This is a genomic window from Saccharopolyspora ipomoeae, assembly GCF_029952525.1.
In the GTDB taxonomy this organism is placed as follows: Bacteria; Actinomycetota; Actinomycetes; order Mycobacteriales; family Pseudonocardiaceae; genus Saccharopolyspora; species Saccharopolyspora ipomoeae.
In genome coordinates, this window is the sequence record NZ_JASAOF010000001.1 from 527,559 (window position 1) to 550,888 (window position 23,330).

At 70.3% G+C, this 23,330-nt stretch carries 26 protein-coding genes; 13 read left to right on the forward strand and 13 right to left on the reverse strand.

What is annotated here, in order from left to right:
- Positions 1 to 116 precede the first annotated feature (116 nt).
- Positions 117 to 1,208, reverse strand: coding sequence for an Rv2578c family radical SAM protein (locus QFW96_RS02575; RefSeq protein ID WP_343231353.1), 1,092 nt, complete (start codon positions 1,206 to 1,208; stop codon positions 117 to 119).
- A 100-nt stretch (positions 1,209 to 1,308) separates the two neighbouring features.
- Between QFW96_RS02575 and QFW96_RS02580 the strand changes: the two genes are divergently transcribed.
- From QFW96_RS02580 to QFW96_RS02590, 3 genes are read left to right on the forward strand one after another with little or no spacing between them, the layout of a single operon-like run.
- Positions 1,309 to 1,623 carry a type II toxin-antitoxin system prevent-host-death family antitoxin gene (locus QFW96_RS02580; RefSeq protein WP_281453833.1) on the forward strand — a complete coding sequence of 105 codons (315 nt, stop codon included), beginning with the start codon at positions 1,309 to 1,311 and terminating at the stop codon, positions 1,621 to 1,623.
- Positions 1,624 to 1,626: 3 nt separating this feature from the next.
- Complete coding sequence (locus tag QFW96_RS02585) at positions 1,627 to 2,025, forward strand: type II toxin-antitoxin system RelE family toxin (protein ID WP_281453834.1); 399 nt, start codon at positions 1,627 to 1,629, stop codon at positions 2,023 to 2,025.
- A 27-nt stretch (positions 2,026 to 2,052) separates the two neighbouring features.
- Positions 2,053 to 2,310 carry a hypothetical protein gene (locus QFW96_RS02590; protein ID WP_281453835.1) on the forward strand — a complete coding sequence of 86 codons (258 nt, stop codon included), beginning with the start codon at positions 2,053 to 2,055 and terminating at the stop codon, positions 2,308 to 2,310.
- Positions 2,311 to 2,540: 230 nt separating this feature from the next.
- Here the strand turns inward: QFW96_RS02590 and QFW96_RS02595 are convergent, their stop codons facing one another.
- The 5 genes from QFW96_RS02595 to QFW96_RS02615 form a co-directional block, all read right to left on the reverse strand.
- Positions 2,541 to 3,692, reverse strand: a complete 1,152-nt coding sequence (locus QFW96_RS02595; protein ID WP_281453836.1) for a beta-ketoacyl synthase N-terminal-like domain-containing protein — start codon at positions 3,690 to 3,692, stop codon at positions 2,541 to 2,543.
- A gap of 68 nt (positions 3,693 to 3,760) precedes the next feature.
- Positions 3,761 to 4,234, reverse strand: a complete 474-nt coding sequence (locus QFW96_RS02600) for a (2Fe-2S)-binding protein (protein ID WP_281453837.1) — start codon at positions 4,232 to 4,234, stop codon at positions 3,761 to 3,763.
- Positions 4,235 to 4,244: 10 nt separating this feature from the next.
- A complete protein-coding gene (locus QFW96_RS02605; RefSeq protein WP_281453838.1) occupies positions 4,245 to 6,521 on the reverse strand; it encodes a molybdopterin cofactor-binding domain-containing protein in 2,277 nt (758 codons plus the stop codon).
- A 4-nt stretch (positions 6,522 to 6,525) separates the two neighbouring features.
- A complete protein-coding gene (locus QFW96_RS02610) occupies positions 6,526 to 7,761 on the reverse strand; it encodes an oxygenase MpaB family protein (RefSeq protein ID WP_281453839.1) in 1,236 nt (411 codons plus the stop codon).
- Positions 7,762 to 7,775: 14 nt separating this feature from the next.
- Complete coding sequence (locus QFW96_RS02615; RefSeq protein WP_281453840.1) at positions 7,776 to 8,999, reverse strand: oxygenase MpaB family protein; 1,224 nt, start codon at positions 8,997 to 8,999, stop codon at positions 7,776 to 7,778.
- Positions 9,000 to 9,125: 126 nt separating this feature from the next.
- Here QFW96_RS02615 and QFW96_RS02620 point away from each other — a divergent pair, with 126 nt between their 5' ends.
- The gene (locus QFW96_RS02620; RefSeq protein WP_281453841.1) at positions 9,126 to 9,791 is read left to right on the forward strand and encodes a TetR/AcrR family transcriptional regulator; all 666 of its coding nucleotides are present in this window, start codon (positions 9,126 to 9,128) and stop codon (positions 9,789 to 9,791) included.
- A 134-nt stretch (positions 9,792 to 9,925) separates the two neighbouring features.
- Positions 9,926 to 10,144: a hypothetical protein gene (locus QFW96_RS02625; protein ID WP_281453842.1), complete on the forward strand. Its 219-nt coding sequence runs from the start codon at positions 9,926 to 9,928 to the stop codon at positions 10,142 to 10,144.
- A gap of 16 nt (positions 10,145 to 10,160) precedes the next feature.
- On the opposite strand, the gene QFW96_RS02630 is transcribed toward QFW96_RS02625, so the two are convergent.
- A complete protein-coding gene (locus tag QFW96_RS02630) occupies positions 10,161 to 10,862 on the reverse strand; it encodes a MerR family transcriptional regulator (RefSeq protein WP_281453843.1) in 702 nt (233 codons plus the stop codon).
- Between the two features lie 52 nt (positions 10,863 to 10,914).
- Between QFW96_RS02630 and QFW96_RS02635 the strand changes: the two genes are divergently transcribed.
- The 3 genes from QFW96_RS02635 to QFW96_RS02645 are packed head-to-tail and all read left to right on the forward strand — an operon-like array spanning position 10,915 to position 12,385.
- Positions 10,915 to 11,373 (forward strand): DUF6194 family protein, encoded by a 459-nt coding sequence (locus QFW96_RS02635; RefSeq protein ID WP_281453844.1) that lies wholly within the window; start codon positions 10,915 to 10,917, stop codon positions 11,371 to 11,373.
- Between the two features lie 43 nt (positions 11,374 to 11,416).
- A complete protein-coding gene (locus QFW96_RS02640) occupies positions 11,417 to 11,806 on the forward strand; it encodes a DUF6157 family protein (RefSeq protein ID WP_281453845.1) in 390 nt (129 codons plus the stop codon).
- A 9-nt stretch (positions 11,807 to 11,815) separates the two neighbouring features.
- Positions 11,816 to 12,385, forward strand: a complete 570-nt coding sequence (locus QFW96_RS02645) for a dihydrofolate reductase family protein (RefSeq protein WP_281453846.1) — start codon at positions 11,816 to 11,818, stop codon at positions 12,383 to 12,385.
- On the opposite strand, the gene QFW96_RS02650 is transcribed toward QFW96_RS02645, so the two are convergent.
- The gene (locus QFW96_RS02650) at positions 12,351 to 12,938 is read right to left on the reverse strand and encodes a TetR/AcrR family transcriptional regulator (RefSeq protein ID WP_281453847.1); all 588 of its coding nucleotides are present in this window, start codon (positions 12,936 to 12,938) and stop codon (positions 12,351 to 12,353) included. The two genes, QFW96_RS02645 and QFW96_RS02650, sit on opposite strands and share 35 nt — an antisense overlap.
- Before the next feature lie 67 nt (positions 12,939 to 13,005).
- On the opposite strand from QFW96_RS02650, the gene QFW96_RS02655 reads away from it, so the two are divergent.
- Complete coding sequence (locus tag QFW96_RS02655) at positions 13,006 to 13,491, forward strand: DUF4188 domain-containing protein (RefSeq protein WP_281453848.1); 486 nt, start codon at positions 13,006 to 13,008, stop codon at positions 13,489 to 13,491.
- A gap of 29 nt (positions 13,492 to 13,520) precedes the next feature.
- Here QFW96_RS02655 and QFW96_RS02660 read toward each other — a convergent pair whose 3' ends face one another.
- On the reverse strand, positions 13,521 to 14,378 hold the full coding sequence (locus QFW96_RS02660) for an SDR family oxidoreductase (RefSeq protein ID WP_281453849.1): 858 nt from the start codon (positions 14,376 to 14,378) through the stop codon (positions 13,521 to 13,523).
- A gap of 96 nt (positions 14,379 to 14,474) precedes the next feature.
- Here QFW96_RS02660 and QFW96_RS02665 point away from each other — a divergent pair, with 96 nt between their 5' ends.
- The 3 genes from QFW96_RS02665 to QFW96_RS02675 are packed head-to-tail and all read left to right on the forward strand — an operon-like array spanning position 14,475 to position 16,984.
- Positions 14,475 to 14,861, forward strand: a complete 387-nt coding sequence (locus tag QFW96_RS02665) for a winged helix-turn-helix transcriptional regulator (RefSeq protein ID WP_281453850.1) — start codon at positions 14,475 to 14,477, stop codon at positions 14,859 to 14,861.
- A 47-nt stretch (positions 14,862 to 14,908) separates the two neighbouring features.
- Positions 14,909 to 16,525: a YibE/F family protein gene (locus QFW96_RS02670; RefSeq protein ID WP_281453851.1), complete on the forward strand. Its 1,617-nt coding sequence runs from the start codon at positions 14,909 to 14,911 to the stop codon at positions 16,523 to 16,525.
- Between the two features lie 39 nt (positions 16,526 to 16,564).
- On the forward strand, positions 16,565 to 16,984 hold the full coding sequence (locus QFW96_RS02675; protein ID WP_281453852.1) for a hypothetical protein: 420 nt from the start codon (positions 16,565 to 16,567) through the stop codon (positions 16,982 to 16,984).
- Positions 16,985 to 17,005: 21 nt separating this feature from the next.
- Here QFW96_RS02675 and QFW96_RS02680 read toward each other — a convergent pair whose 3' ends face one another.
- Genes QFW96_RS02680 through QFW96_RS02690 form a run of 3 tightly spaced genes read right to left on the reverse strand, consistent with a single transcriptional unit; the run spans position 17,006 to position 19,620 of the window.
- On the reverse strand, positions 17,006 to 17,638 hold the full coding sequence (locus tag QFW96_RS02680; RefSeq protein ID WP_281453853.1) for a hypothetical protein: 633 nt from the start codon (positions 17,636 to 17,638) through the stop codon (positions 17,006 to 17,008).
- Positions 17,635 to 18,903 (reverse strand): histidine--tRNA ligase, encoded by a 1,269-nt coding sequence (gene hisS, locus QFW96_RS02685; protein WP_281453854.1) that lies wholly within the window; start codon positions 18,901 to 18,903, stop codon positions 17,635 to 17,637. The genes QFW96_RS02680 and hisS overlap by 4 nt, the downstream gene beginning before the upstream one ends.
- 21 nt (positions 18,904 to 18,924) lie before the next feature.
- Complete coding sequence (locus QFW96_RS02690) at positions 18,925 to 19,620, reverse strand: MBL fold metallo-hydrolase (RefSeq protein WP_281453855.1); 696 nt, start codon at positions 19,618 to 19,620, stop codon at positions 18,925 to 18,927.
- Positions 19,621 to 19,776: 156 nt separating this feature from the next.
- Here QFW96_RS02690 and QFW96_RS02695 point away from each other — a divergent pair, with 156 nt between their 5' ends.
- Entirely contained in the window at positions 19,777 to 20,604 is an 828-nt protein-coding gene (locus QFW96_RS02695; protein WP_281453856.1) for a peptidylprolyl isomerase, read from the forward strand.
- A 284-nt stretch (positions 20,605 to 20,888) separates the two neighbouring features.
- Here the strand turns inward: QFW96_RS02695 and QFW96_RS02700 are convergent, their stop codons facing one another.
- Complete coding sequence (locus QFW96_RS02700) at positions 20,889 to 23,201, reverse strand: RelA/SpoT family protein (RefSeq protein WP_281453857.1); 2,313 nt, start codon at positions 23,199 to 23,201, stop codon at positions 20,889 to 20,891.
- Between the last annotated feature and the right edge of the window lie 129 nt (positions 23,202 to 23,330).

The following is a 23,330-nucleotide window of genomic DNA, read 5'->3' on the forward strand; positions in this document are numbered from 1 at the left end:
CCAACCACCCGAGCCCCCGGGGTCGCACGACCTCCCCACCTGTGACCAGCACCTCGCCCCTCAAACCCGAGCCGAGTCGGCGTGACGTCGACGTTCGCGGGGCCACCGCGGGCGGATCACAGCAGCGCGAGCTGGTGCTGCCCGTCGCTCCCGGCGTTGGCTGGGGCGTCCTGCTGGGCGCGGAAGTTCGTCGATGGTCGCGCCAGTCCGTGGCGGGCCTTGGCCTGGTCCACGCGCTGCAGAACCTCGCGCTGGTAGGACTTCGGGGTGTAGGCGCCGTTGCGGTAGAGGCGTTCGTAGAGCGGTAGCAGATCGGGGCGCCGGGCCGAGAGCCACTGGTGATACCACTCGCGGGCTCCTGAGCGCAGGTGGAGGACGATCGGGGTGAGGCTGATCGCACCCGCTCCGGCGATGGCGGCGACGGTGGCGTCGATCTGCTCCGGGGAGTCGCTGAGGCCGGGCAGGATCGGTGCCATCAGGACCGAGACCCCGATCCCGGCGTCGGCGAAGCTGCGCACCACGTCGAGCCGCCGCAGCGGCGACGGCGTTCCGGGTTCCACGGCGCGCCACAGCGTCTCGTCGACCGATCCGATCGACGCCGCGATCGACACCGGAGCCCGCTGCGCGGCCTCGGCGATCAGGTCCAGGTCGCGCAGGATCAGCGTGCCCTTGGTGAGGATCGAGAACGGGTTGGCCCGATCGCGCAGCGCGGCGATGATCTCCGGCATCAACCGGTACCGCCCCTCCGCGCGCTGGTAGGGATCGGTGTTGGTGCCCATCGCGATGTGATCACCGGCCCACCGCGCGCTCGCCAGCTCCTTGCGCAGCAAGGCGGGCGCGTTGACCTTCACGACGATCTTGCTGTCGAAGTCCCGCCCCGAATCCAGGTCCAGGTACGTGTGAGTCCGCCGCGCGAAGCAGTACACGCAGGCGTGCGTACAGCCGCGGTACGGGTTCACCGTCCACTGGAACGGCACCTGCGACTCCCCCGGCACCCGGTTGATGATCGACTTCGCCTGAATCTCGATCGCGAACGCGTCATCGGTCCCGGCCTCGATCGGCACGGGCTCGGGCAACTTCAACCCGGCCCGACCGCTCCCACGCCGCACGGGCTCCGGCAGACCGAGCGGCAACTCCCCCGCCCGACCAGCACCAACCCGCTGCTCTTCCCAACGCATAACCCGATTCGAACACAGATTCGACAACATGTCGAGTCGAGCGCGCAGCCCTCACCCAATCGAGCGGTTCAGTGATCAGCATGGCCCTCGCGGGGTTGAATGCCTAGAATTCTGAGTAGAGTGTCCATCGATGACGGGAGGCGGTGCGATGAAGCTGGACACCAACGAGTTGATCAGCGTCACCGACGCGAGCCGGTTCGGGGTATCCAAGCTGGTCAACGACGCAAACGACGGACACGAACGAGTCGTCGTGGTCAACAACCGGCCGCGAGCCGCCATCGTCGGAATCGAGACCATTGAACGACTCCGGCACCTCGACGAGATCGAAGGTGACATGCGGCTGCTCAGTCTCGCGTGGGCAAGGGTGCTCACCGACTCGGGTCGACGTCACGCCCTGGACGATGTGATCGAGGAGTTCGGGATCGACCTCGACGACGAGGAGTGATCCTTGGCGAAAGTAGAGCTGACCGACGAGGCCAGGGAGGACCTGAAGGAACTTGACGGCTCCGCGCGAAAGCAGGCGGCGAAGGCGCTCAAGAAGCTTGAGTGCGAATTTGAGCTTCGCGGCCAGCCGTTGGGTTCCCGGGGCTCCGGAAACCTCACGACGTTCCGGAAGCTCGTAGTCGGAAATCGCGACTACCGGATCATCTTTCGCGTGGAGCCGGACGGCACGATCGTCGTCGTATGGGTCATCGCCAGCCGTACCGATGACGAGTGCTACGAGCTTGCGCTTTCCCGACTCCAACTTCACTCCGACCGAGCCAGAGCCGAGGCCGCGGCCGACTTGGTCGCACGCGTCTGGAACAGAGCTCCCCAGGACCGATCTCAAACCAACCCCGTTGAGTGAGTTCTGAAGCCGAAGCCTGTCGGCGACTTGTCCGAGCCAATCCCGCACGAGCTTCTACGCTCCAACGATGATGTCAACGCCTTCAGCTCATGCCCGAACCAGGCGGCCCAGCAGGGCTTCGAAGCGAACCCGCTGGTGCGCCGCATCCCCGCCGTCAACCACGGCGCCTACGTGACCCCGGACATGCAGACGATCACCCAGCTCCGCTTCCCCTCGGTGCTCGGCATCCCGTGGGCCCTCGACAAGCTCCGCCCCGGTCTCGAAAAAGCAGCCGCAACACCATGATCACGAGAAGTGCAGCGTCTCACCGGGTGGCGGCCGGGGTCGCTGCGAGCGGGAAGCTAGCCAGGGGACGGTTTTTCCTCGAATGGACCGGGCAAAACGTACTTTGATCACGGGTGATTCGAGGAAAAACCGTCCTGCTCCAGGAGTTCAGCCCTCCGCCGGACGGCGGAACGCGGTGTTGGGCGGTGAGAACGCCCGCCCGGTTGGGGTGGGCGTTCTCACCGGGGGGATCACGGTGCCAGGACCACCACCGAGTTGTGGCCTCCCATGCCGAGGGAGGACTTGACGGTGAGGCCCGGGGACAGGGGTGTGGGGCCGTCGAGGAGGCGTGGGTGGCCCGCGGACACCTTCGGAGGTGCTGGGAGGGTGCCTCGGTCGTGGGCCAAGGCTGTGGCGGCGAGTTCCACCGCTGAGGCCGCGCCCTGGCAGTGACCGACGAGGGGTTTGACCGAGTAGAGCTCGGCTTCCGGTGGGAACAGGGCGTTGAAGATCTCCGACTCGGCTCGGTCGCACTGGGCCGTGCCGGGGCCGTGGGCGTTGAGGTAGCGCAGGTCCGAGCGGGAGACGCCCGCGTTGTCGAGTGCTTCCTCGAAGCAGCGGGTGATGTCGGTCAGGTCCGGGTCGATCGAGGTCACGTGGTGGGCGTCGTGGGACATCGCGCCGCCGAGGACGTTCAGGTACGGGACTCCGCCGCTGCGGGACAGGACCATCGCCACCGACGCCTCGCCCATCGCGAAACCGCTGCTGCCCTCCTGGAAGGGCCGGCACACCTCGGGAGGTTCGGACGCGGTGAAGGCGACGCCGAGGCGCTCGAAGTGCAGCACGTTCTCCGGCGTCGCCGACACGTCCGTGGCCACGAAGACGACGTCGTCGACGATACCCGCGTCCAGCCAGGCCTTCGCCGTGATCAGGCCCGCGTTGCCCGACGAGCACATCGCGGAGACGTTCATCGCCGGGCCGTGGAAGTCGAACTCCTGCATCAGCAACGACATCGGCGTCGACGGCATCAGCCGCAGGTAGTCGCGCTTGCTGACGTCTCCCCCGCGCTGCAGGTAGAAGTCCTTCCACAGGTCCACTTCGCCGAGCACCACCGCGTGCAGCAGGCCCACGCGGCGCCCTTCCCGCCAGCCCCTGGCGCGGGCGTCGGCGATCGCCTCGCGGGCGGCGCCGCGCATCGCCCGCCCGAACCGGCTCGGCCCGTCCGAGTCGTCCCCGCCGGGCAGGACCGCGGCGACCCACGCCGGCCGGTCGCGGCCCTCGCCGTAGCCGTCGAGGAGGCTCGCCGCGTGCTTGCCGCTGAGCAGCCCCTCCCAGAGCGGTTCGACTCCCCATCCGTAGCCGGTCACAGCCCCGAGTCCGCGAATTCCTAAACCGGACACCATTCGTCTCACCTCGCACGTCACGACGTTTTGCGCTTCCACGCGGACCGTCGTGACGGCGAGGTGTTCCGCTACGTCCGGGTGACCGAGCTGATGGCCTCCCGGATGCGCGGGTAGGTGCCGCAGCGGCAGATGTTGCGGAGTCCGTCCAGATCGTCGTCGGTGATGGCGCGGCCCTCGGCCGAGACCTTCCGGCCCAGGGCGACCGCGGCCATGATCTGGCCCGGCTGGCAGTAGCCGCACTGCGCGACGTCGTGCTGCAGCCACGCGCGCTGCATCGGGTGCAGGTCCTCGCCGACCGTGGCCGGGAGGCCCTCGATCGTGGTGACCTCGTCGGTCGGGCTCAGCTCCCCCACCGGGATCGCGCACGGGTTCACGGCTTCGCCGTTGAGGTGGCTGGTGCAGGCCTTGCAGACGTTGATGCCGCAGCCGTACTTCGGCCCCGTGATGCCCAGGACGTCCCGCAGGACCCACAGCAGGCGAACGTCGTCGGCGACGTCGACGGTGACCTGCTCCCCGTTGACGCGGAAGGTGTGCTCGGGCACGGAAAGCTCCTCACCAAGCATGATCGCGACCATCGGTCGGCGATTGCGGAACGGGCGGCACGGTCGGTTTCGGTTCGAACGACAGCGTGCCGTGGTTGATCGGGAAACTGGTCGGCATCCTGCCGGTGGCCCTGCCGTAGGCGCAGGCCACGGCCGCCATCGATCCCGCCACACCCAGCTCACCGGCCCCGCCGGGCTCGTCACCCGTGCCCGGCAGGACGATGATCTGCACCTGCGGCGGGGTGTTCCACTGCCGCGTGTAGAAGTAGTTGTCCCAGCTGGCTTCCAGGAAGTGCCCGTCGCGCAGGTGCAGGCTGGAGGTCAGCGCGAGGGCGATGCCGTCGGAGATGCCGCCCATCATCTGCGCCTCCAGCCCGCGCGGGTTCACCGCGAGGCCGACGTCCACGGCGAACACCGCCTTCGTCACGCGCGGGCCCGTCACGCCCTCCCGGATCGGCCGGTTCACCGTCGCCGGACGGCAATCGATCTCGACCAGGCAGGCGCTCACCGACTTGTACTCGGCGTGGAAGGCGATGCCCTGCGCCGTACCCGCGGGCATCGACCGGCCCCACTCCCCGACCTCGGCGACCTCCTCCAGCACCGCTCGCGAGCGGTCGTCGCGCAGGAAGTCGCGCCGGAACTCGTAGGCGTCCCTCCCCATCTCGGCCGCGAGCCGGTCCACGACGAGCTCCCGCGCGCAGGTCACGTCCGGTGAGTAGACGTTGCGCATGCTGCCGGTGTTGAAGCCCTTGTCGGTCTCCGACAGCAGCCGGGTGCTCGCGCCGAAGTCGTAGGACATGGTCTGCGACAGCTGGAAGAACGTCTCCGCGAAACCGATGTCGCCCACCGGGATCTGCGCGGCGAACGCCGTGATGATCTCGCCGAGCCCGTGGCCGAGATCCGTGGAGACGCTGGTGTGCCGCTGGTCGTAGCTCAGCACCGCCCCGCCCGCGTGGGTGGCGCGGACCCGCGAGGTCGCCATCGGGTGAGTGCGCCCCTGGCGGGAGTCGTCGGCGCGGTGCCACATCAGCTTCACCGGCTTGCCGAACGCCTTCGACGCCTCCGCGGCCTCCAGAGCGGCGTCGAAGAACAGCTTGCGCCCGAACGACCCGCCGCCCTCGGTGACGTGCACGGTCACCGCTCTCTGCGGCAGGCCGAGCAGGGACGCGATGGTCTGCTGCGCCACGATCGGCGACTTCAGCCCGGACCAGATCTCGGCGCTGCCCTCGCGCACGTCGGCGACCGCGCAGTTGGGTTCCAGAGCGCTGTTGCTGCGGAACGCGAAGGTGAACTCGGCCTCCACGGTCCGCCCCGGTGGCCGGGGCCCGAGCGGGAGTTCGGCCGCGCGCAGCTCGTCGAGCACGGTCTCGTCGGATTTCCCCTCCGCCGTACCGGGTTTCCACGACACCCGCAGCGCGCGCACCGCGTCGACGCACTGGCCGAAGGTCCGCGCCCGGACCGCGACACCGGTCGAGATCGCGGCGACGTCGGTGACGCCCGGCATCCCCCGGACCTCGTCGAGGTTGGCCACCGCGCCGACCTCGCCGTTGATCGTCGGCGGGCGGCACACCATCGTCGGCAGCGCGTCGGGCACCTTCAGGTCCAGCGCGAACGTCTTGCGCCCGGTCACCGCGTCGAGCGCGTCGACGCGGCCGTGCGGCTCGCCGATGACGGTGAACGACTCGCGGGAGCGCAGCTCCACCGCCGCGGGCTCGGTGCTCGCGCTCGCCGCCCGCGCCGCGAGCGAACCGATGTCGACCCGCCTCCCGCCGGCGGACGCGACACCGCCGGCGAGGGCGACGTCGCCGGCGGGAACGCCGAACTCGGCGGAGGCGGCGGCCAGCAGCCGCTGCCGGGCCAGCGCCGCGGCGACCCGGACCGGCAGGTAGGTCGCGATCGTGGTGTTGGAACCGCCGGTGAGCTGGTTGAACAGCAGCTCCGGCCGCGCGTCGGCGAGCGTCACGCGCACCCGCTCGACCGGCACCCCCACCTCCTCGGCGATGAGCATCGCCGTCGACGTGGTTATGCCCTGCCCCACCTCGGCGCGCGGCAGGGCCAGCGACACCACGCCGTCGCGACCGACCTCGACCGAGATCAGGTTCGACGTCGGCAGGGCCGCGACGGTCATCAGGTCGTTGAGATCGACGATCTCGGTGATCTCCGGTGAGGGCAGGGAGTTCGGCCCGGCGGATGCCGGGGTGGCCAGGCCGAACTCCGCTGCGGTCACCAGGGTTGGGGCGGCGAGGACGTATCCCAGGAATCGCCGTCTGCCAACGGTTTCGGGCACCTGGTCACTCCGGTCGGTTGTGAGTCGGGATCACGATCTTGGTCTCCTGCCCCTTGGTGAGGTAGAGCAGGATGTACTGCCGCAGCGCCTCGTCGATCGTCCAGGCGACCTCGGGCACCGCGGGCAGCGGGACGAGCCCCTCGCGGAACTTCACCAGCAGCGGCCAGACCTCGGGGATCACCTTGTCCCACACCGGTTCCTGCTGGATGCCGTCCCACTCGGCCACCTGCTCGCCGACGAGGTAGCGGGCCAGCGCGTTGCACAGCGGGCGGCTGATGCCGGCCGGGCTGGTCTGCTCGGCCAGCTGCCCCAGCAGCACGTCGGTGAGCTTCACGCCCTCCGGAGTCGGTCCCATGTTGCGGGCAAGGACCTCGTCCGATTGCGCGAACGCGGCGTCCCAGGTGGCCGGGATGTACTCGTCGGCGATGCCGAGCACGTGCGCGGTGACCTGCCAGACGTGCAGGTAGGCCTCGGCCTCGTCGTCGGTCATCGGGACCTCCCACTCGCGCATCTTGCGCATCGCGAAGGTCGGCAGCGTGTGCCAGGTGACGAGCATGTCCTCCTGGCTGATCGGGATCTCCTTCTCCTCGGTGGCCTCCTGCCAGTGCGGCGACTGCGGCAGCAGGTGCCGCACGGCGGCGTGCACCAGCCGGGTCTTGACGCACTCGACCACGCACGTGCCCTCGGGCCGGTAGGCGTTGAGCGCGCCGACGGCGAAGCCGAAGAGGCTGGTCTTGGCGACCCGGTCCTCCATGTCCGCGCCCCCGGCCGAGTAGTAGACCGACTGGGCTTCCCGGGGGATCGCCGTCGCCAGGATCCCGCCGCCCGGCCCGTTGCACAGGTTCAGGTACAGGCCGCGGCTCTTGTTGAACTCCTCGGCCAGCGCCAGCTTCTCGGGATCGGCCCAGGACGGCAGCTGCCGCGCCTGCTCCATGAAGTCCCGCAGGTCGGCCGGGAGTCCGTCGGGCAGCGGCTGGTCGTTGCGCTCCCAGTTCCACAGCAGGTCGTTGACCTGCGGTATCAGCCCTCGCTCGTACAGCGAGGCCAGCAACCGGTCGGCTTCGGCGTCCCACACCCAGTGCGGGTCGGCGCCGGCACCGTAACCGGCGACCGATCCGCTCGGCGACCAGTTCCAGCCGATCAGCGACCGGGCCTGGGCGGGCGAGGCCGCCACGAGCGCGCCCAGCGCCCCCAGCGCCCCGCCCGAGATCAGCGCCCGGCGCCTGCTCATCTCCACCATGTTCTTCCTCTGCTTCAGGACGGACGGTTGGTCGTGGGGATCTCGATGTTGATCGGCTTCCCGTCGTTCAGGTAGATCAGCACCGCTTTGCGCAGGAACTCGTCGAACAGGAAGTAGGTCTCCTGCGATCCGGGGAAGTTCAGGCCGGTTTCGCGCGCGATGATGAACGGCCGCCAGAGCGTCTCCAGCAGCGGCGACCACACCGGTTCGCGCGGGATCGACAGCCAGTCGGCGATCTGGTCGCCGAGGGTGTAGCGCGTGAAGGCGCCCAGCACGGGCCTGCTCAGCAGCGCGCCGTCGATGGGGGCGCCCAGGTCCAGCAGGATGTCGGCGAGGTTCACGCCCTCCGGTGTGGGAGCGAGGATCGGGGTGAGCACCTGGGCGGCCTGGTTGTTGGCCTCCTCCCAGGACGCCGGGATGTACTCGTCGCTGACGCCGAGCATGTGCCCGGTGACCTGCCACGAGTGCAGGTACGCCTCGGAATCCTCCGGCGCCACCGGCACTTCCCACTCGGTGAGCTTCTGCCGGACGGTGGTGGCCAGGCTGTGCCAGGTGACCATGATGTCGGCCTGGCTGATCGGGATGTCCTCCGGCGCCGCGGCGTTCCAGTGCGGCGACTGCGGCAGCAGGTGGCGCACACCCGCGTGCGTCAGGCGGGTTTTCACGCAGGTGACGGCCATCTCGCCGTCCGGGGAGTAGGAGTTGTGGGTGCCGATGTCGTAACCGAGCTTGGCGGTCTTGGCGATGCGGTCCTTCATGTTCGCGCCGCCGTAGGAGTGGTAGACCGCCCGCGCCTCCTTCGGGATGACCGTGCTCATCATGCCGCTGGCCATGCCGTAGAGAACGCCGAGGTAGAGGCCGCGGCGCTCGTTGAAGTCGTAGGCCTGGCCGAGCTTGTCGAAGTCGGTCCACGCCGGGACCTGCCGAGCGTGCTCGATGAAGTCGCGCAGGTCGTTGGGGAGTCCGTCGGGCAGCGGCTGACCGTTCTTGGTCCAGGTGCTCAGGATCTCGTTGACCCTGGGCACCTCGCCGCGTTCGAGGAGCCCCTTGACCACGGGATCGGCTTCCTCGTCCCACATCCAGCGCGGGTCGACGCCCGCGCCGCTGCCGGCCACCGATCCCTGCGCCGACCAGGTCCACGCCTTGCGCGCATGAGCGGGTGCCGTGAATCCCAGCGCACCGAGCGCGCTGAGGGCCCCACCGGAGAGCAATGCCTTGCGCCTGCTGAGTTCGTCCATGCCGTGCACTCCTCCTTGAGCGACGAGCAAGCGGGTTGATACTCTGATACGCGTTGTGCTTCCTTGTTTCAAGAACAGCACAGGTGAGGACGAAACACCAGACCCCCGGGACGAAAGAGGCGATTCGTGGATCCCGCACCACCGCTGGCGTCCGAGAACGCGAGAACGCTGCTGGAGCGCGCGTTCTCCGACGCGCTCGACCAGGTCGACGACAACGACGAGGCCACCGCGCGCGTGCTCGACGGCGCATACGAGCAGTTCTGCCGGACCGGCATCCGGCGGTCCACGATGGACGACGTCGCCAAGCGCGCCGGCGTCTCGCGGATCACCGTCTACCGCCGGTTCGCCAACAAGGACACGCTGGTCGAGCACGTGGTCCGGCGCGAGTTCCGCCGCTACTTCGACCAGTTCCTGCGCGACATCCGGCAGGCCAAGACGCTGGCCGAGCGGCTGGAGCTGGGCTTCGCCAGCTCGCTGCGCACGATCCGCGGCAACCCGCTGATCGGCGGCCTGATGGAGGTCGAGCCGGACCTGGTGGTGCCGTCGATGATCAGCGACGGCGGCCGCACGATGGCCACGGTCAGCCGCTTCCTGGCGGGACGCCTGCGCATCGAGCAGCGCACCGGGCACGTCGCCGCCGAGGTCGACGTGGACCTGGTCGCGGAGATGATGGTGCGCATGTCGACGTCGTTCCTGCTCACCCCGAGCGAGCTCATCGACCTCGACGACGAGCAGCAGATCCGCGACATCGCCCGCCGCTTCCTGCTGCCCATGCTCGAACCACCCGCCTGATCAACCCCGGACGGGGTTGACCGCCAACGCCTTTCGGACGTGCAGGATGATGTGCGCACGACACCCGGACAGCCCGAACCCGGACAGCCCGAATCCGGACAGCCCGAATCCGGACGGGGCAGGAAGGAACACGCGTGCGCGCCACCAACACCACGCCGCGGCGGAAGATCACGTGCGGCGAGCTCACCGCGGGCGACCTCTGGATCGGCCCCCGCCCCGCCAACGAGACCCGCGCGATCACCGCCGTCACCCCCAACCCGGACGGCACGATCACGATCACCTGCGACGACGGCACCACCCGAACCCACCCCACCGACCACGAGATCACCATCGCCATGACCGGCGAGGAGTGACCTCGCCGGGACGCCGTCACCCCGGTTCGACGATCTCGACCAGCAGCGCTCCCGCTCGCAGCAGCGCGATCGTCCGGCGCGCGACGGCTTCCAACCGGGCGTCGAGCGCGGCCAGCGATCGGCTCACGTCGCCCAGCTCCCGCATCGCCGTGATCGCCTCGCGGACCTCCGGGACGCGGTAGCCGCCCTCGCGGAGGGCGGCGACGATCCGCGCTTCCCGGATGGCCACGAGCCCGTAGCTGCGGGCCGTGCCGGCGCGCGTGACGATCCGCTCGGGCGCGACGAGCCCTTCGGTTTCCCAGAACCGCAGGGCGGAGGGCCGCACGCCCACCGCGTGCGAGAGCTGGGTGATCGTCATGCGATCCGCGTCGACGGGCTCGACGTCGGACTCCTCCTCCGCCCGAACGGATTCCAGGCCTCTGCGGGCGGCCAGAGCCCGCTCCCGCTCCCGGTTCAGCCCGGCGTGCGCGGACGCGATGAGCGCGGCACCTTCCGCGAGCGGCAGCGCGTGCAGCTCCCGCATCACCCGCCGGGCTTCCACCGGCCCCACCGCGAACGCGAGATGGCGGTAGGCGCGCAGCGCCCGCACGTGCGCTTCGGAGAACGACCGGTACCCGTTGTCGCGCCGCGCCGCGGGTGGCAGGACTCCCCGCTGCTCCAGGTCGCGCACCTGCTGGACGGAATACCCGGACGCCTCCGCGACGACGCGCGTGCTCATCGGTGAACCCGCCACGAACCCTCCACCAGCGCTTCAACCCCATGCTTGAACCATGAGTATGGACCAGATCCTGGAGGCCGTGCGCGGATTCGACGGCGTGCTCGAACTGGCGCCCGCTGAAGGCGGGGAGTTCCCCGAGATCGCCTGGGGCGACCACTTCTTCTACTACGCGCCGGACGGCGCCGTGCCCCGGCGCGAACAGCCCTACGCCACGGTCATCACCAAGAACTACCCGGGCGACGACCGGTGCGACCTCGACGATCCCGATCGGCGGCGGTTGAACGTCCACGTGGGCAGGGCGGTCTTCACCGAACTCACCGGGGAGGATCCGCGTGGTGAACCGGCGGAGACCGACCTCACCGCGACCGACGTCGTCTTCGGGCATCCGCTGTACCGGGCGATGGGCTGGGTGTCGATCACCAATCCCGGCGTCCGCACGCGCGCCCTCGCGATCCGCCTGCTGCGGCAGGCGCACGACGACGCCCGGGGGCGGTGGGCGCGCCGGTCCTGACCGACGGCGGGCCGGTGTCGGGGTGCGGTCGTACATTTCCGGCATGGGTGCGCACACGACGAACTACACCGACACGTTCATCGAGGTGGCTGTCGACTGCCCGGTGGCGCAGGCGGAGGAGCCGCCGTTGCGGGCGTCGCCCTCGGTGGCGCGCGTCCAGTTCGACATGCTCGTCAACGCGCCGTACCGGCACACCTCCGACGACGTGGTCTACGAGTCGCAAGGTCGGCGGAAGGGCCTGAGCCGCGAGGAGTTCTTCGCGAAGGGCCAGCCGTGCCTGCGCGCCTCGCCGCTGACCAAGCGCTACGGCTGGGGCGTGCACAGCGACTCCCGCGGCCGCATCGCCCTCGTGCCGGCCGGATCGCCGCGGTACCGCGAACTCGCCGACGACCCGTCCCTCACCCACGTCACCGCCATGCGCTCACGACGATAGGAGGACGCCGTGCTGGTCTACTCGATGACGGTGTCGGTCGACGGGTTCATCAACGACCCGGCCGGGGAGCTCACCTGGAGCGCGCCGAGCGAGGAGGTGTTCCGGTTCCACCTCGATCGGACCCGCGAGCTCGGCGGATTCCTGTGCGGCCGCCGGGTTCACGAGGCCATGCTGGTCTGGGAGACCGACCCCGCGATGCGCTCGGACGAGCTCACCACCGCTTTCGCCGACGTCTGGTGCGCGCTGCCCAAGGTGGTCTTCAGCCGCACGCTCGACCACGTCGAGGGCAACGCCCGGCTGGCCGAGCGACCGCTCGCCGACGAGGTCTCCGCGCTGGCGGCGTCGACGGAGGAGGACATCGCGATCGGCGGCGCGACCCTGGCCGCGCAAGCCGTGGAGCAGGGCCTGGTCGAGGACCTGCGAGCGTTCCGCTACCCCATCGCCCTCGGCGGTGGCACGCCGTTCCTGCCCCCGGTCCCCCTCGGGCTCGACCTGGCCGAGACCCGGAGCTTCGACACCGGTGTGGTCTACGAGCGCTACCGGGTCAGGCCAGCCAGCCCCGCAGGGTCCGCATCATGACCTCTTCGTACTGAGCAGCGGGGTCGAGCCCCTCGGGGAGGTTGCCCTGGAGTTCGAGGGTGACCAGGCCGTGGACGATGGCCCACAGGCCCATCGCGACCGTGCCCGGTTCGCCTTCGACGACGCCCTTCTCGATCGCGGTGCCGACCATCTCCGCCAGCGGCGTGAAGTTGCCCAGGGACTCGCGCTTGGCGTCCTCGTCCGGCTCGAAATCGGGCATGGGGCGGGAGAACAGCACGGCGTAGAGGTTCGGGTTGGCCACCGCGAACTCGCGGTAGGCCAGACCCAGCCTGCGCAGGTCGTCCGCCGGGTCGTCGCTGGTCTCCACCGTCGCCAGCCGCTCGCCGAAGCGCCGCGACGCCTCCAGGAACACCGCGCGGATCAGCTCCGACTTGCCGCCGAACAGCGAGTACACCGCCGAGGTCGAGGTGCCCGCGTCGGCGGCCAGGCGGCGCAGCGACAGCGACGTCGGCCCCTCCTCCGCCAGCCGTCGGCCCGCTTCCTCCAGCAGTCGGTCGCGCAGCTTCTCGTCGTGAGTTCTCGGTCGGGGCACTTGCCCATCATACCGTAACGGTGTTTCATAACAGTGTTCGCAAACTCGGCGCGAGAGGGAGCGCACGATGGCAACGATCGACCAAGGACGATGGACCGCGAACCTGGACGACCACGACGGCGTGGTGCTGTTCCTGATCGGCATGCGCATCAACAAGCCCTGGCGGATCGACCAGTGGCTCTGGATGTTCGCCGCGATGGGCGGGATGCTCGCCTACCTCGCCAAGCACCCGGAATGCGGGATGATCAAGGCGCGCAACTGGTTCGGGCGCACGACCATGCAGGTCGGCTACTGGCGCGGCGTCGAGGAATTGATGCGCTTCGCGAGTGACGACGAGGGGCCGCACCGGCCGGCCTGGCGCCGCTTCTACCAGCGGCTGGCCAAGTCCGGCTCGGTCGGCATCTGGCACGAGACCTACGTGGTCAAGCCCGGCAACGCCGAGACCGTGTACGTGAACATGCCCGCGTTCGGGCTGGCCGAGGCGACCGAGAAGGTCCGCGTGTCCCGGCGCACGGGCAGCGCGAAGCAGCGGCTCGGCGCCTCGGCCGACTGACTCAACCCCGCAGCTCCATCCCCGCAGCTTCAACCCCTCAGGGCCGCCGCGATGCTGTCGGCGATGGGCGTGGTGGGACGGCCGATCAGGCGTGCGAGATCGCCCGTCCCGCCCTGGAGGAGCCCCTTGGCGATGGCCGAGACGTCCACGTCGACCAGGATGTCGGCGAAGCCGTCCGGAACACCGGCACCGGTGAGGATGCCCTTGAGGGTCTCCGGCGGGACGTCGCTGTAGGTGACGGTCTTGCCGGACTGGCGGGAGAGCTCGGCGGCGTACTCGGGCAGCGTCCAGGCATGGTCGCCGCTGAGCTCGTAGCTGCGGTTGTCGTGACCGGACTCGGTCAGCACCGCGATCGCGGCCTCCGCGTAGTCCTGGCGGGTCGCCGAACCGACCTTGCCGTCGCCCGCGCTGCCGACGACGCCGTGCTCCAGCTGGGTCGGGATCTGGCCGGTGTAGTTCTCGCTGTACCAGCCGTTGCGCAGGAACGTCCAGGTCAGGCCCGAGTCGAGGATGGCCTGCTCGGTGGCCTTGTGGTCGTCGGCGAGGACGAAGTCGGCGTTCGGGCCGCCGAGCACGCCGGTGTAGACGATCCTGGCCACGCCCGCTTCCTTCGCCGCGTCGATCACCGCGCGGTGCTGCGGGATCCGCCTGCCGGCGTCGGGGCTGGAGATCAACAGGACGACGTCGCCGTCGTTGAACGCCTCGCTGAAGGTGTCGGGCGTGTCGTAGTCGGCGATGCGCAGCTCGACGCCGCGCGCCGCCAGCGCGGCGGCCTTGGCCGCGTCCCGGACCACCACCGCGACCTCGTCCGCGGGGACCTTGCGCAGCAGGCCCTCCACCACCAGCGAACCCAGGTTCCCGGTGGCCCCGGTGACGACGATGCTCATGCTCTCCACCCTCCAGTCGTGTGCGAAACGCTTCGGACCGACCGTAGCCGTGAAACTAACTTCTGGTTAGTACCCACTTTGAAGTAAGGTAGTGGCATGCCGGTAAGCAACGAGGTCACCACCACCGAGCGGCCCGATGTGAACATCGCCGCCTGCCCCTCGCGCAGCGTTCTCGAGCACATCACGAGCCGCTGGGGCGTGCTCGTCCTCGCCGCCCTGTTGGAGGACGGGCGCCGGTTCAGCGAACTGCGCCGGATCATCGGTGGGGTGAGCGAGAAGATGCTGGCCCAGACGTTGCAGACCCTCGAACGGGACGGATTCGTGCACCGCGAGGCACACCCGGTCATCCCCCCGCGCGTGGACTACTCGTTGACCGAGCTGGGTGAGCAGGCCGCGCGCCTGGTCTCCGGGCTCGCCCGGTGGTCCGAAGCGCACGTTCCCGACGTGCTCTCCGCGCGGTCGGTCTACGACGACCGGAGCTGAACCGGTGGGGTCGGTGATTCCGCGAGACCGACCCGCATAATTGCCCGGTGACCGAGCCACCCGAGATCCCCGGACGCCGGCCTCGCCACCGGCAGCCGGGACAGGGCGCGTGGCAGGCGCCGCCTCCGCAGCAGCCCGGCCGCCGGCCACCCCGACCTCCCCGCGAGGGCCAGCTGCCGCGCGAAGCCCAACCTCCCCGCGAAGCCCAACCTCCCCGCGAAGCCCAACCTCCCCGCGAGGGGCAGCCTCCCCACGAAGCCCAGCCTCCCCGCGAGGGCCGGCCGCCGCGTGAGCCTCGGCAGGCTCCGCCGCAGCGACCGGAACCGCAGCGCGCCCGTCCGCCGCGACCCCAGCCCGCTCCCCCGGATCCCGCGCCGGAACCGCCGGAGGAACCGCGCTCGCACCGCCGCCGCGAGGAGCCCGTCGGGCACGGCCACGGGCACGGCCACAGCCCGGCCGCACCGGCGTCGAAGCAGGTCAAACGACTGCTGGCGTTCCTGCTGATCCCGTTCGCGGTCGCCACCGCCATCGGCATCGCCGTGCTCTACCCGTGGGGTCACCACCAGAGGACGGGCGCCGACCTCGGGTTCGGGCAGTACCCGGTCAACGGCGAGGTCGTCGCCGCCCAGAGCGCCTCCTGCAACGAGGGCGAGCCCGGGTCGGGCTGCGTCCAGCTCGCCGTGAAGATGCAGGACGGTCCCCGGCCGAACCAGACCATCGAGCAGCTCATGCCCACCGACCCGGGCACGCCGCGCTTCGCCGTCGGCGACCAGGTCGTGCTCTCCTACGCCGGGGACAACCCCGACGAACCGACGTCGTTCCAGGTCGTGGACTTCCAGCGCGGCACCCCGCTGATGGTCCTGGCGCTGGTGTTCGCCGCCGCCGTCCTCGTGCTCGGCCGCTGGCAGGGACTGGCCGCGCTGGTCGGCCTCGGCCTGAGCCTGGTGATGCTGGTCGGGTTCGTGCTCCCGGCGATCCTGGCCGGGCAGGACCCGCTGCTGGTGGCGGTCGTCGGCGCCGGGCTGATCATGTTCGTGGTGCTCTACCTGACGCACGGGTTCTCCGCGCGCACCTCCACCGCCGTGCTCGGCACGATGCTGAGCCTGGCGCTGATCGGGTTCCTGAGCACCGCGTTCTCCGCCGCCACCAGCCTGACCGGGCTGGACGAGGACACCTCCAGCCTGATGGGGGCGCTCGGCGCGCCCATCGACGCCCGCGGACTGCTGCTGGCCGGGATCGTCATCGGCGCGCTCGGCGTCCTCGACGACGTCACCGTCACCCAGACCAGCGCGGTGTGGGAGCTGCGGGCCGCGAACCCGACGCTGTCCTGGCGGGAGCTCTACGGCGCGGGCCTGCGCATCGGCCGCGACCACGTGTCCTCGGCGGTCAACACGCTCGTGCTGGCCTACGCGGGAGCGGCGCTGCCGATGCTGCTGGCCTACACGCTGTCGGGCCGGACCTTCGGCGAGATCGTCAGCTCGCAGGCGGTGGCTCAGGAGGTCGTGCGGACCCTCGTCGGCAGCGTCGGCCTGGTCGCGGCCGTGCCCATCACGACCGCCATCGCCGCGCTCGTCGCCAGCCAGGAACCCGCCGGGCGGCCGGGCGAGGCCGGTGCCGAACGGGCGAAGAGGCGACGACGTCGTGGTGAACCAGGCGTCCGGTAGGGCTGCGCGACGGGCCCGACCTGCAGCAGACTGGCGGGCATGTCCACGCCGTTACCCGCGTTCAGCAGCGTCCTGAGCGTGCCGGCCCGCCTGCTGGGCGGCCTGACGCTCCTCGGCGGAGCGGTGCTCCGCGAGGCGACGGCCGTGCTGGCCGCGATCCACGCCCTGCCCCGCCTGGCCCTCGCCCTGGAACAGCTCGGCCCGATGGCCGACGACCTCGCCGAGACCCGCGAGGCGCTCCACCGGCTCGCCGACACCCGGGAAGCGCTGAACCGGCTCGCCGCCACCGGCGACGCCCTCGGCCCCTCGACCGACCAGCTGCGGGTCCTGCACGAGCAGGTCGTCCAACTCGCCTGCGACCTCCGGGCGCTCGAACCCGACGTCGAAACCCTCACCAAGACCACGGCCCAGCTCGACCAGACGGCCCACCTCCTCATCGCGGCCCTCGACCGGGCCTGAACCCGTCCGAGAGGGGCGACGTCAGAGAGCGGCCACGAACTTGGCGACCGCATCCGGTTGGAGGCGCTGGGCCATGCGGCCCTGGGGAGCCAGCGACGCGAGCTGGTAGAGCGGGCGGTTCGGCGCGGCCTCGCCCCGGGCCTCCGCGCGGAGCTGGGCGACGACGAGCTGCGACAGCACCAGGGCGCGGGTGTCCTCGTTGCCCGCCAGCGCGTCGGCGAACCGGCGCAGCGAGTAGATGCCCAGCTCGCGTCCGCCCGTCCCGGCGTACATGGCCAGCGAGACGGTGATCGCCTTGCCCTTCGGGGCGCCGCCGATGAGGACGTTGATCGTGCGCGCGCCGCGCAGGTCCATGACGAACAGCTCCAGGCGCGTCGCCCGGTGCACGTCGACGGCGCGGCTGCCCAGCGCCCGCGCCACCACCTCGTGGCCGCGCAGCGTGATCGTCTTGCGCGACTCGGTCCAGGCCAGCACCAGCAGCGGCACCGCCACGATCACCAGCGTCGTCACGAACCCGACGGGTCCCGCGAACAGGCTGACGACGCCGCCGAGCGCGGCGGCCACGACGACCGCCGCGATCGCCACGTTGCGGGCCCGGACCCGCACGGTGCGCCGGTCCAGGAGGTCCAGCGGCACCGCCTCGACGTCGCTCATCGGCTCTCCGCGACCGCCGCGCGCACGTCGTCGACCAGCGATTCCAGCGACACCGCGCGCTGCTCGCCGGTGGCCAGCTCCTTGAGTTGCGCGCTGCCCGACTCCAGGTCGCGCTCGCCCAGGACCAGCGCGAACCGGGCGCCCGAGCGGTCGGCGGCCTTCATCGCGCCCTTGAGGCCCTTGCCGCCGTAGGCCAGGTCGACGCGGACGCCGTGCGCCCGCAGCCCACCGGCCGCGGCGACCAGCTTGGTCTTGGCGGTCTCGCCCATCGGCACGCAGTAGACGTCACAGCGGGCCTGGTCGCCGACCGCGAGGCCCTCGGCCTGGCAGGCCAGCAGCGTGCGGTCCACGCCGAGGCCGAAGCCGATGCCGGACAGCTCCTGACCGCCGAGCTCGGCCATCAGCCCGTCGTAGCGGCCACCGCCGCCGATGCCGGACTGCGCTCCCAGACCGTCGTGGACGAACTCGAAGGTCGTCTTCGTGTAGTAGTCGAGGCCGCGCACCAGCCGCGGGTTCTCCACGAACGCCACGCCCAGGTCCACCAGGTGCGCCTTGACCGCCTCGTAGTGCTCCTTGGCGTCGGTCGAGAGGTGGTCGACCATCAGCGGCGCGTCGGCGACCATCTCGCGGACCTCGGGCCGCTTGTCGTCGAGCACCCGCAGCGGGTTGAGCTCCGCGCGGCGCTGGGTGTCCTCGTCCAGCGGCAGCCCGCGCAGGAACTCCTGCAGCTTCGCCCGGTAGGTCGGGCGGCAGGTGCTGTCGCCCAGCGAGGTCAGCTCGATGCGGTGCCCGGTCAGGCCCAGCCGCCGGTAGCCCTCGTCGGCGATCGCGATGACCTCGGCGTCCAGCGCCGGGTCGTCCACGCCGATGGCCTCCACGCCGACCTGCTGCAGCTGCCGGTAGCGACCGGCCTGCGGGCGCTCGTAGCGGAAGAACGCGCCGCTGTAGTACAGCTTCACCGGCAGCTGACCGCGGTCGAGACCATTCTCGATGACCGAGCGCATCACACCGGCCGTGCCCTCCGGGCGCAGCGTCACCGAGCGGCCGCCGCGGTCGGCGAAGGTGTACATCTCCTTGCTGACCACGTCGGTCGACTCGCCGACACCGCGCGCGAACAGCGAGGTGTCCTCGAACAGCGGCAGCTCGATGTAGCCGTACCCGGCTCGGCGGGCGGCGTCGGCCAGGGTCTCGCGGACCGCGAGGAAGCCCGCCGAGTCCGGCGGGAAGTACTCCGGGATGCCCTTGGGGGCGTTGAACGTGCTCATCTGATGTGCGATTCGTCCTCGTCAGTGGGAACCGGAAGAGGGCGCGCCAGGAGCAGGCAGTTCCTGCAGGAACGGGTTGCCCGCGCGCTCGCGCCCGATGGTGGTGGTGGGTCCGTGGCCCGGCAGCACGACGGTCTCGTCGTCCAGCGGCAGCACCTTGGTGCTCAGCGACTCGAGCATCCGGCCGTGGTCGCCGCCGGGCAGATCGGTGCGCCCGATGGCCCCGGCGAAGAGGGTGTCGCCGGACAGCACCAGCCGTCCGCCCTCCTCGGTGCCGACGCCGAACAGCACCGATCCGCCGGTATGGCCCGGGGTGTGGGTGACCTCGAAGCCGAGCCCGGCCAGTTCCAGCACGTCGCCCTCGCCGATCTCGCGGACCTCTGCCGGTTCGGAACCGGTGATGCCGTCGCCGAACAGCTGGCGGCCCGCGGGCCCGAGCGCCGCGCCCGGGTCGGCGAGCATGAACCGGTCGTCCGGGTGGATGTGGGCGGGCACGTCGTGCTCGGCGCAGATCGTCGCGGCCGAGAGCACGTGGTCGAAGTGCCCGTGGGTGAGCAGCACGGCGGCGGGCGTGAGCCGGTGCTTGGCCAGCTGCTCGTTCAGCGGCTCGACGGCATCCTGACCTGGGTCGACGACCACGCAGGGCTCGCCCTCGCTGCGCGCGAGCACGTAGCAGTTCGCCTGCAGCGGTCCGACCGGGAACCCGAGGACAAGCACGTCAGAAGGGCCTTTCGTCGAGGATGGGCGAACCCAGGTTATCGTCCGCCGCCGATCCGCCTGCGCACACCGGCGTGGGCTCTCAGGAAGCGGTCGCGGGGCACCTCATAAACTCGCCGGACAACATCAGATCATGGAGTGCGGGGAGGGGAGCAAGTGCCCAGCAACGAGCAGCGGCGGCAAGCGGCCAAGCGCAAGCTCGAACGCCAGATGGAGCGGCGCGAGCAGCAGGCCAAGCGACGCCGGGTGATCACCATCGGGGCGACGATCGTCGTGGTCATCGCGGTCGTGATCGGGGTCTTCTACTTCAGCCGCAGCGGTGACGAGCCCGCAGCTCAGCAGCCGCCGCAGCCGCAGGTCAACATCCCCACCGAGCTCGCACCGCCGCCCGCGCGCCCGACGCCGCTGGCCGACCCGGTCTCGTGCACCTACCGCCCGGACGGCCAGGCGAGCAAGCCGGTGCAGCCGCCGGCCAACGGCGAGGTCTCCTCGAAGGGCACCGTGCAGGCCACCATCGACACCAACCAGGGCGCCATCCCGCTGACCCTGGACCGGTCGCTGGCGCCGTGCACCGTCAACAGCTTCGTCAGCCTGGCCAAGCAGTCGTTCTACGACGGCACCAACTGCCACCGGATCAGCACCGAGGGCCTGCAGATGCTGCAGTGCGGTGACCCGACCGGGCAGGGCTCTGGCGGTCCCGGCTACGCCTTCGATGACGAGACGTTCCCGGAGCTCAAGTACGGCCGCGGCTACCTGGCGATGGCGAACTCGGGCCCGAACACCAACGGCAGCCAGTTCTTCATGGTCTTCGGCGACGCGCAGCTCTCGCCGGACTACACGGTCTTCGGCACGATCTCGCCGGAGGGCCTGAAGGTCATCGACGACGTCGCCCGCGCGGGCCACGACGGCGCCTTCGACTCCTCCGCAGGAGGCGGCCACCCCAAGAAGCAGGTCACCTTCAACAAGATCAACGTCCAAGCCTGACCCGGACGTGACCAGCGCCCGCGCACCCAGCGGGACCCAAGCGATCAGGGGCACCGTTCCACCGGAACGGTGCCCCTTTCGCATGGGGTCACTCGGGATTACTCCCGTAATCCGCACCCCGAAAACGGGAGTAATCCGCTGCCCGAAGACGGCCGTAATCCGGGTCCCGAAAACGGGAGTAATCCGGGTCCCGAAAACGGGAGTAATCCGGGTCCCGAAGACGGCCGTAATCCGGGTCCCGATTACGGCGGTAATCCGGGTTTGGAACTGACCGGGTGGGGTGGTCAGGTGGCGGAGGTGACTCGGTAGACGTCGTAGACGCCTTCGATGTTGCGGACCGCCTTGAGGACGTGGCCGAGGTGCTTGGGGTCGCCCATCTCGAAGGAGAAGCGGCTGACCGCCACGCGGTCCTTCGAGGTGGTGACCGAGGCGGAGAGGATGTTGACCCGCTCGTCGGCGAGGACCTTGGTGACGTCGGAGAGGAGGCGGTGCCGGTCGAGGGCCTCGACCTGGATGGCGACCAGGAAGACCGAGGACGACGACGGGGCCCAGTGGACCTCGACCAGCCGTTCCGGGGTCTGGCGCAGGTCGTCGGCGTTGGTGCAGTCGGTGCGGTGCACGCTGACCCAGCCGCCGCGGGTGACGAAGCCCAGGATCTCGTCGCCGGGAACCGGGGTGCAGCAGCGGGCCAGCTTGGCCCACACGTCCCCGGCGTCCTTGACGACCACGCCCGAATCGCCGCTGCTGCGCCGCTTCCCGCCGCCTTCCAGGGTGGACGGGGTGGAGCGCTCGGCGATCTGGTCGGCGGCCTGCTCCGGCCCGCCGATGTGCTGCACCAGCTGCTGCACCAGGTGCTGCGCGGAGAGCTGCTTCTCCCCCACCGCCGCGTACAGGGCGGTGACGTCGACGTAGTGCAGCTCGCGGGCCACCGCGCCCAGCGCCTCGGCGGAGACGAGGCGCTGCACCGGCAGTCCGAGCCGCCGGATCTCCTTGGTGATGAGCTCCTTGCCGGACTCGATGGCCTCTTCGCGGCGCTCCTTGGCGAACCACTGCTTGATCTTGGCCTTGGCGCGCGGCGAGGCGACGAACGACAGCCAGTCGCGGCTCGGTCCCGATCCCTCCGCCTTGGAGGTGAAGATCTCGACGACCTCGCCGTTCTCCAGCTTGCGCTCCAGCGCCACCAGCCGGCCGTTGACCCGCGAGCCGATGCAGCGGTGCCCGACCTCGGTGTGCACGGCGTAGGCGAAGTCCACCGGCGTCGACCCAGAAGGCAGCGTGATCACGTCGCCCTTGGGGGTGAACACGAAGATCTCGCGGGTCGCCAGGTCGTAGCGCAGCGACTCCAGGAACTCGCCCGGGTCGGCGGCCTCGCGCTGCCAGTCGAGGAGCTGGCGCATCCAGGCCATCTCGTCGACCTCGACGCCGCCACCGCTGTTGCGGCCCTTGGTCTCCTTGTACCGCCAGTGCGCGGCGATGCCGTACTCGGCGGTGCGGTGCATCTCGTGGGTGCGGATCTGCACTTCGAGGGGCTTGCCCTCGGGACCGATGACCGTGGTGTGCAGCGACTGGTAGACGCCGAAGCGCGGCTGGGCGATGTAGTCCTTGAAACGGCCGGGCATCGGCTGCCACAGCGCGTGCACCACGCCCATCGCCGCGTAGCAGTCGCGGATCTCGTCGACCAGGATCCGCACGCCCACCAGGTCGTGGATGTCGTCGAAGTCGCGACCGCGGACGATCATCTTCTGGTGGATCGAGTAGTAGTGCTTCGGCCTGCCCTCGACCTTGGCGGCCAGCCGGGCGGCGTCGAGCTGCGTGGACAGCTCGTCGATCACCGTGCGCAGGTAGGTGTCGCGGGAAGGCGCGCGGTTGGCGACCAGGCGCACGATCTCGTCGTACTTCTTGGGCTGCAGGATGGCGAAGGCCAGGTCCTCCAGCTCCCACTTGATCGTGGCCATCCCGAGCCGGTGCGCCAGCGGGGCCAGCACCTCCAGCGTCTCGCGGGCCTTGCGGGCCTGCTTCTCCGGCGGCAGGAAGCGCATGGTGCGCATGTTGTGCAGCCGGTCCGAAAGCTTGATCACCAGCACCCGGGGGTCCCGGGCCATCGCGATGATCATCTTGCGGATGGTCTCGGCCTCCGCGGCCGCGCCCAGCTTGACCTTGTCCAGCTTCGTGACGCCGTCGACCAGGTGCGCCACCTCGTCGCCGAAGTCCGCGCCGAGCCGCTCCAGCGAGTACTCGGTGTCCTCGACGGTGTCGTGCAGCAGGCCCGCCACCAGCGTCGTCGTGTCCATGCCCAGCTCGGCGAGGATCGTGGCCACCGCGAGCGGGTGCGTGATGTACGGATCGCCCGACTTGCGCTTCTGGCTGCGGTGCTTCTCCTCGGCCACGTCGTAGGCGCGCTGCAGCAGCGTCAGGTCGGCCTGCGGGTGCAGCTCGCGGTGGACCGCCGCCAACGGCTCCAGAACCTGTTTGACCTGGGCGGCGCGCTGGGCGGTGATCCTCCTGGCCAGTCTGGCGCGCACTCGGCGCGTGGCCGAGGTCGCACGCGGCTCGGCGACCGGATCGGTCGCCGAAGGAGAATCAACGTGGTGGCTCACCGCACGCTCCCGGGCTCAGGCGTTGCTCAATCCCAGGTCCGGGGGACCCGGACACTGAGAATAACGCCGACGGGTCGACGACCCATCCCTGGTGTGGTCGTCGATACGCCCAACGGTCACCTCCTGCAG

Coding starts and splice junctions, on each gene's coding strand:
- QFW96_RS02680 (WP_281453853.1), bottom strand. CDS start 17,638: ATGAGCGACGTCGAGGCGGTGCCGCTGGACCTCCTGGACCGGCGCACC.
- QFW96_RS02630 (WP_281453843.1), bottom strand. CDS start 10,862: ATGAGCACGCGCGTCGTCGCGGAGGCGTCCGGGTATTCCGTCCAGCAG.
- QFW96_RS02665 (WP_281453850.1), top strand. CDS start 14,475: ATGCCGGTAAGCAACGAGGTCACCACCACCGAGCGGCCCGATGTGAAC.
- QFW96_RS02575 (WP_343231353.1), bottom strand. CDS start 1,208: ATGTTGTCGAATCTGTGTTCGAATCGGGTTATGCGTTGGGAAGAGCAG.
- QFW96_RS02610 (WP_281453839.1), bottom strand. CDS start 7,761: ATGGTGGAGATGAGCAGGCGCCGGGCGCTGATCTCGGGCGGGGCGCTG.
- hisS (WP_281453854.1), bottom strand. CDS start 18,903: ATGAGCACGTTCAACGCCCCCAAGGGCATCCCGGAGTACTTCCCGCCG.
- QFW96_RS02580 (WP_281453833.1), top strand. CDS start 1,309: ATGACGGGAGGCGGTGCGATGAAGCTGGACACCAACGAGTTGATCAGC.
- QFW96_RS02660 (WP_281453849.1), bottom strand. CDS start 14,378: ATGAGCATCGTCGTCACCGGGGCCACCGGGAACCTGGGTTCGCTGGTG.
- QFW96_RS02655 (WP_281453848.1), top strand. CDS start 13,006: ATGGCAACGATCGACCAAGGACGATGGACCGCGAACCTGGACGACCAC.
- QFW96_RS02640 (WP_281453845.1), top strand. CDS start 11,417: ATGGGTGCGCACACGACGAACTACACCGACACGTTCATCGAGGTGGCT.
- QFW96_RS02635 (WP_281453844.1), top strand. CDS start 10,915: ATGAGTATGGACCAGATCCTGGAGGCCGTGCGCGGATTCGACGGCGTG.
- QFW96_RS02595 (WP_281453836.1), bottom strand. CDS start 3,692: ATGGTGTCCGGTTTAGGAATTCGCGGACTCGGGGCTGTGACCGGCTAC.
- QFW96_RS02615 (WP_281453840.1), bottom strand. CDS start 8,999: ATGGACGAACTCAGCAGGCGCAAGGCATTGCTCTCCGGTGGGGCCCTC.
- QFW96_RS02675 (WP_281453852.1), top strand. CDS start 16,565: ATGTCCACGCCGTTACCCGCGTTCAGCAGCGTCCTGAGCGTGCCGGCC.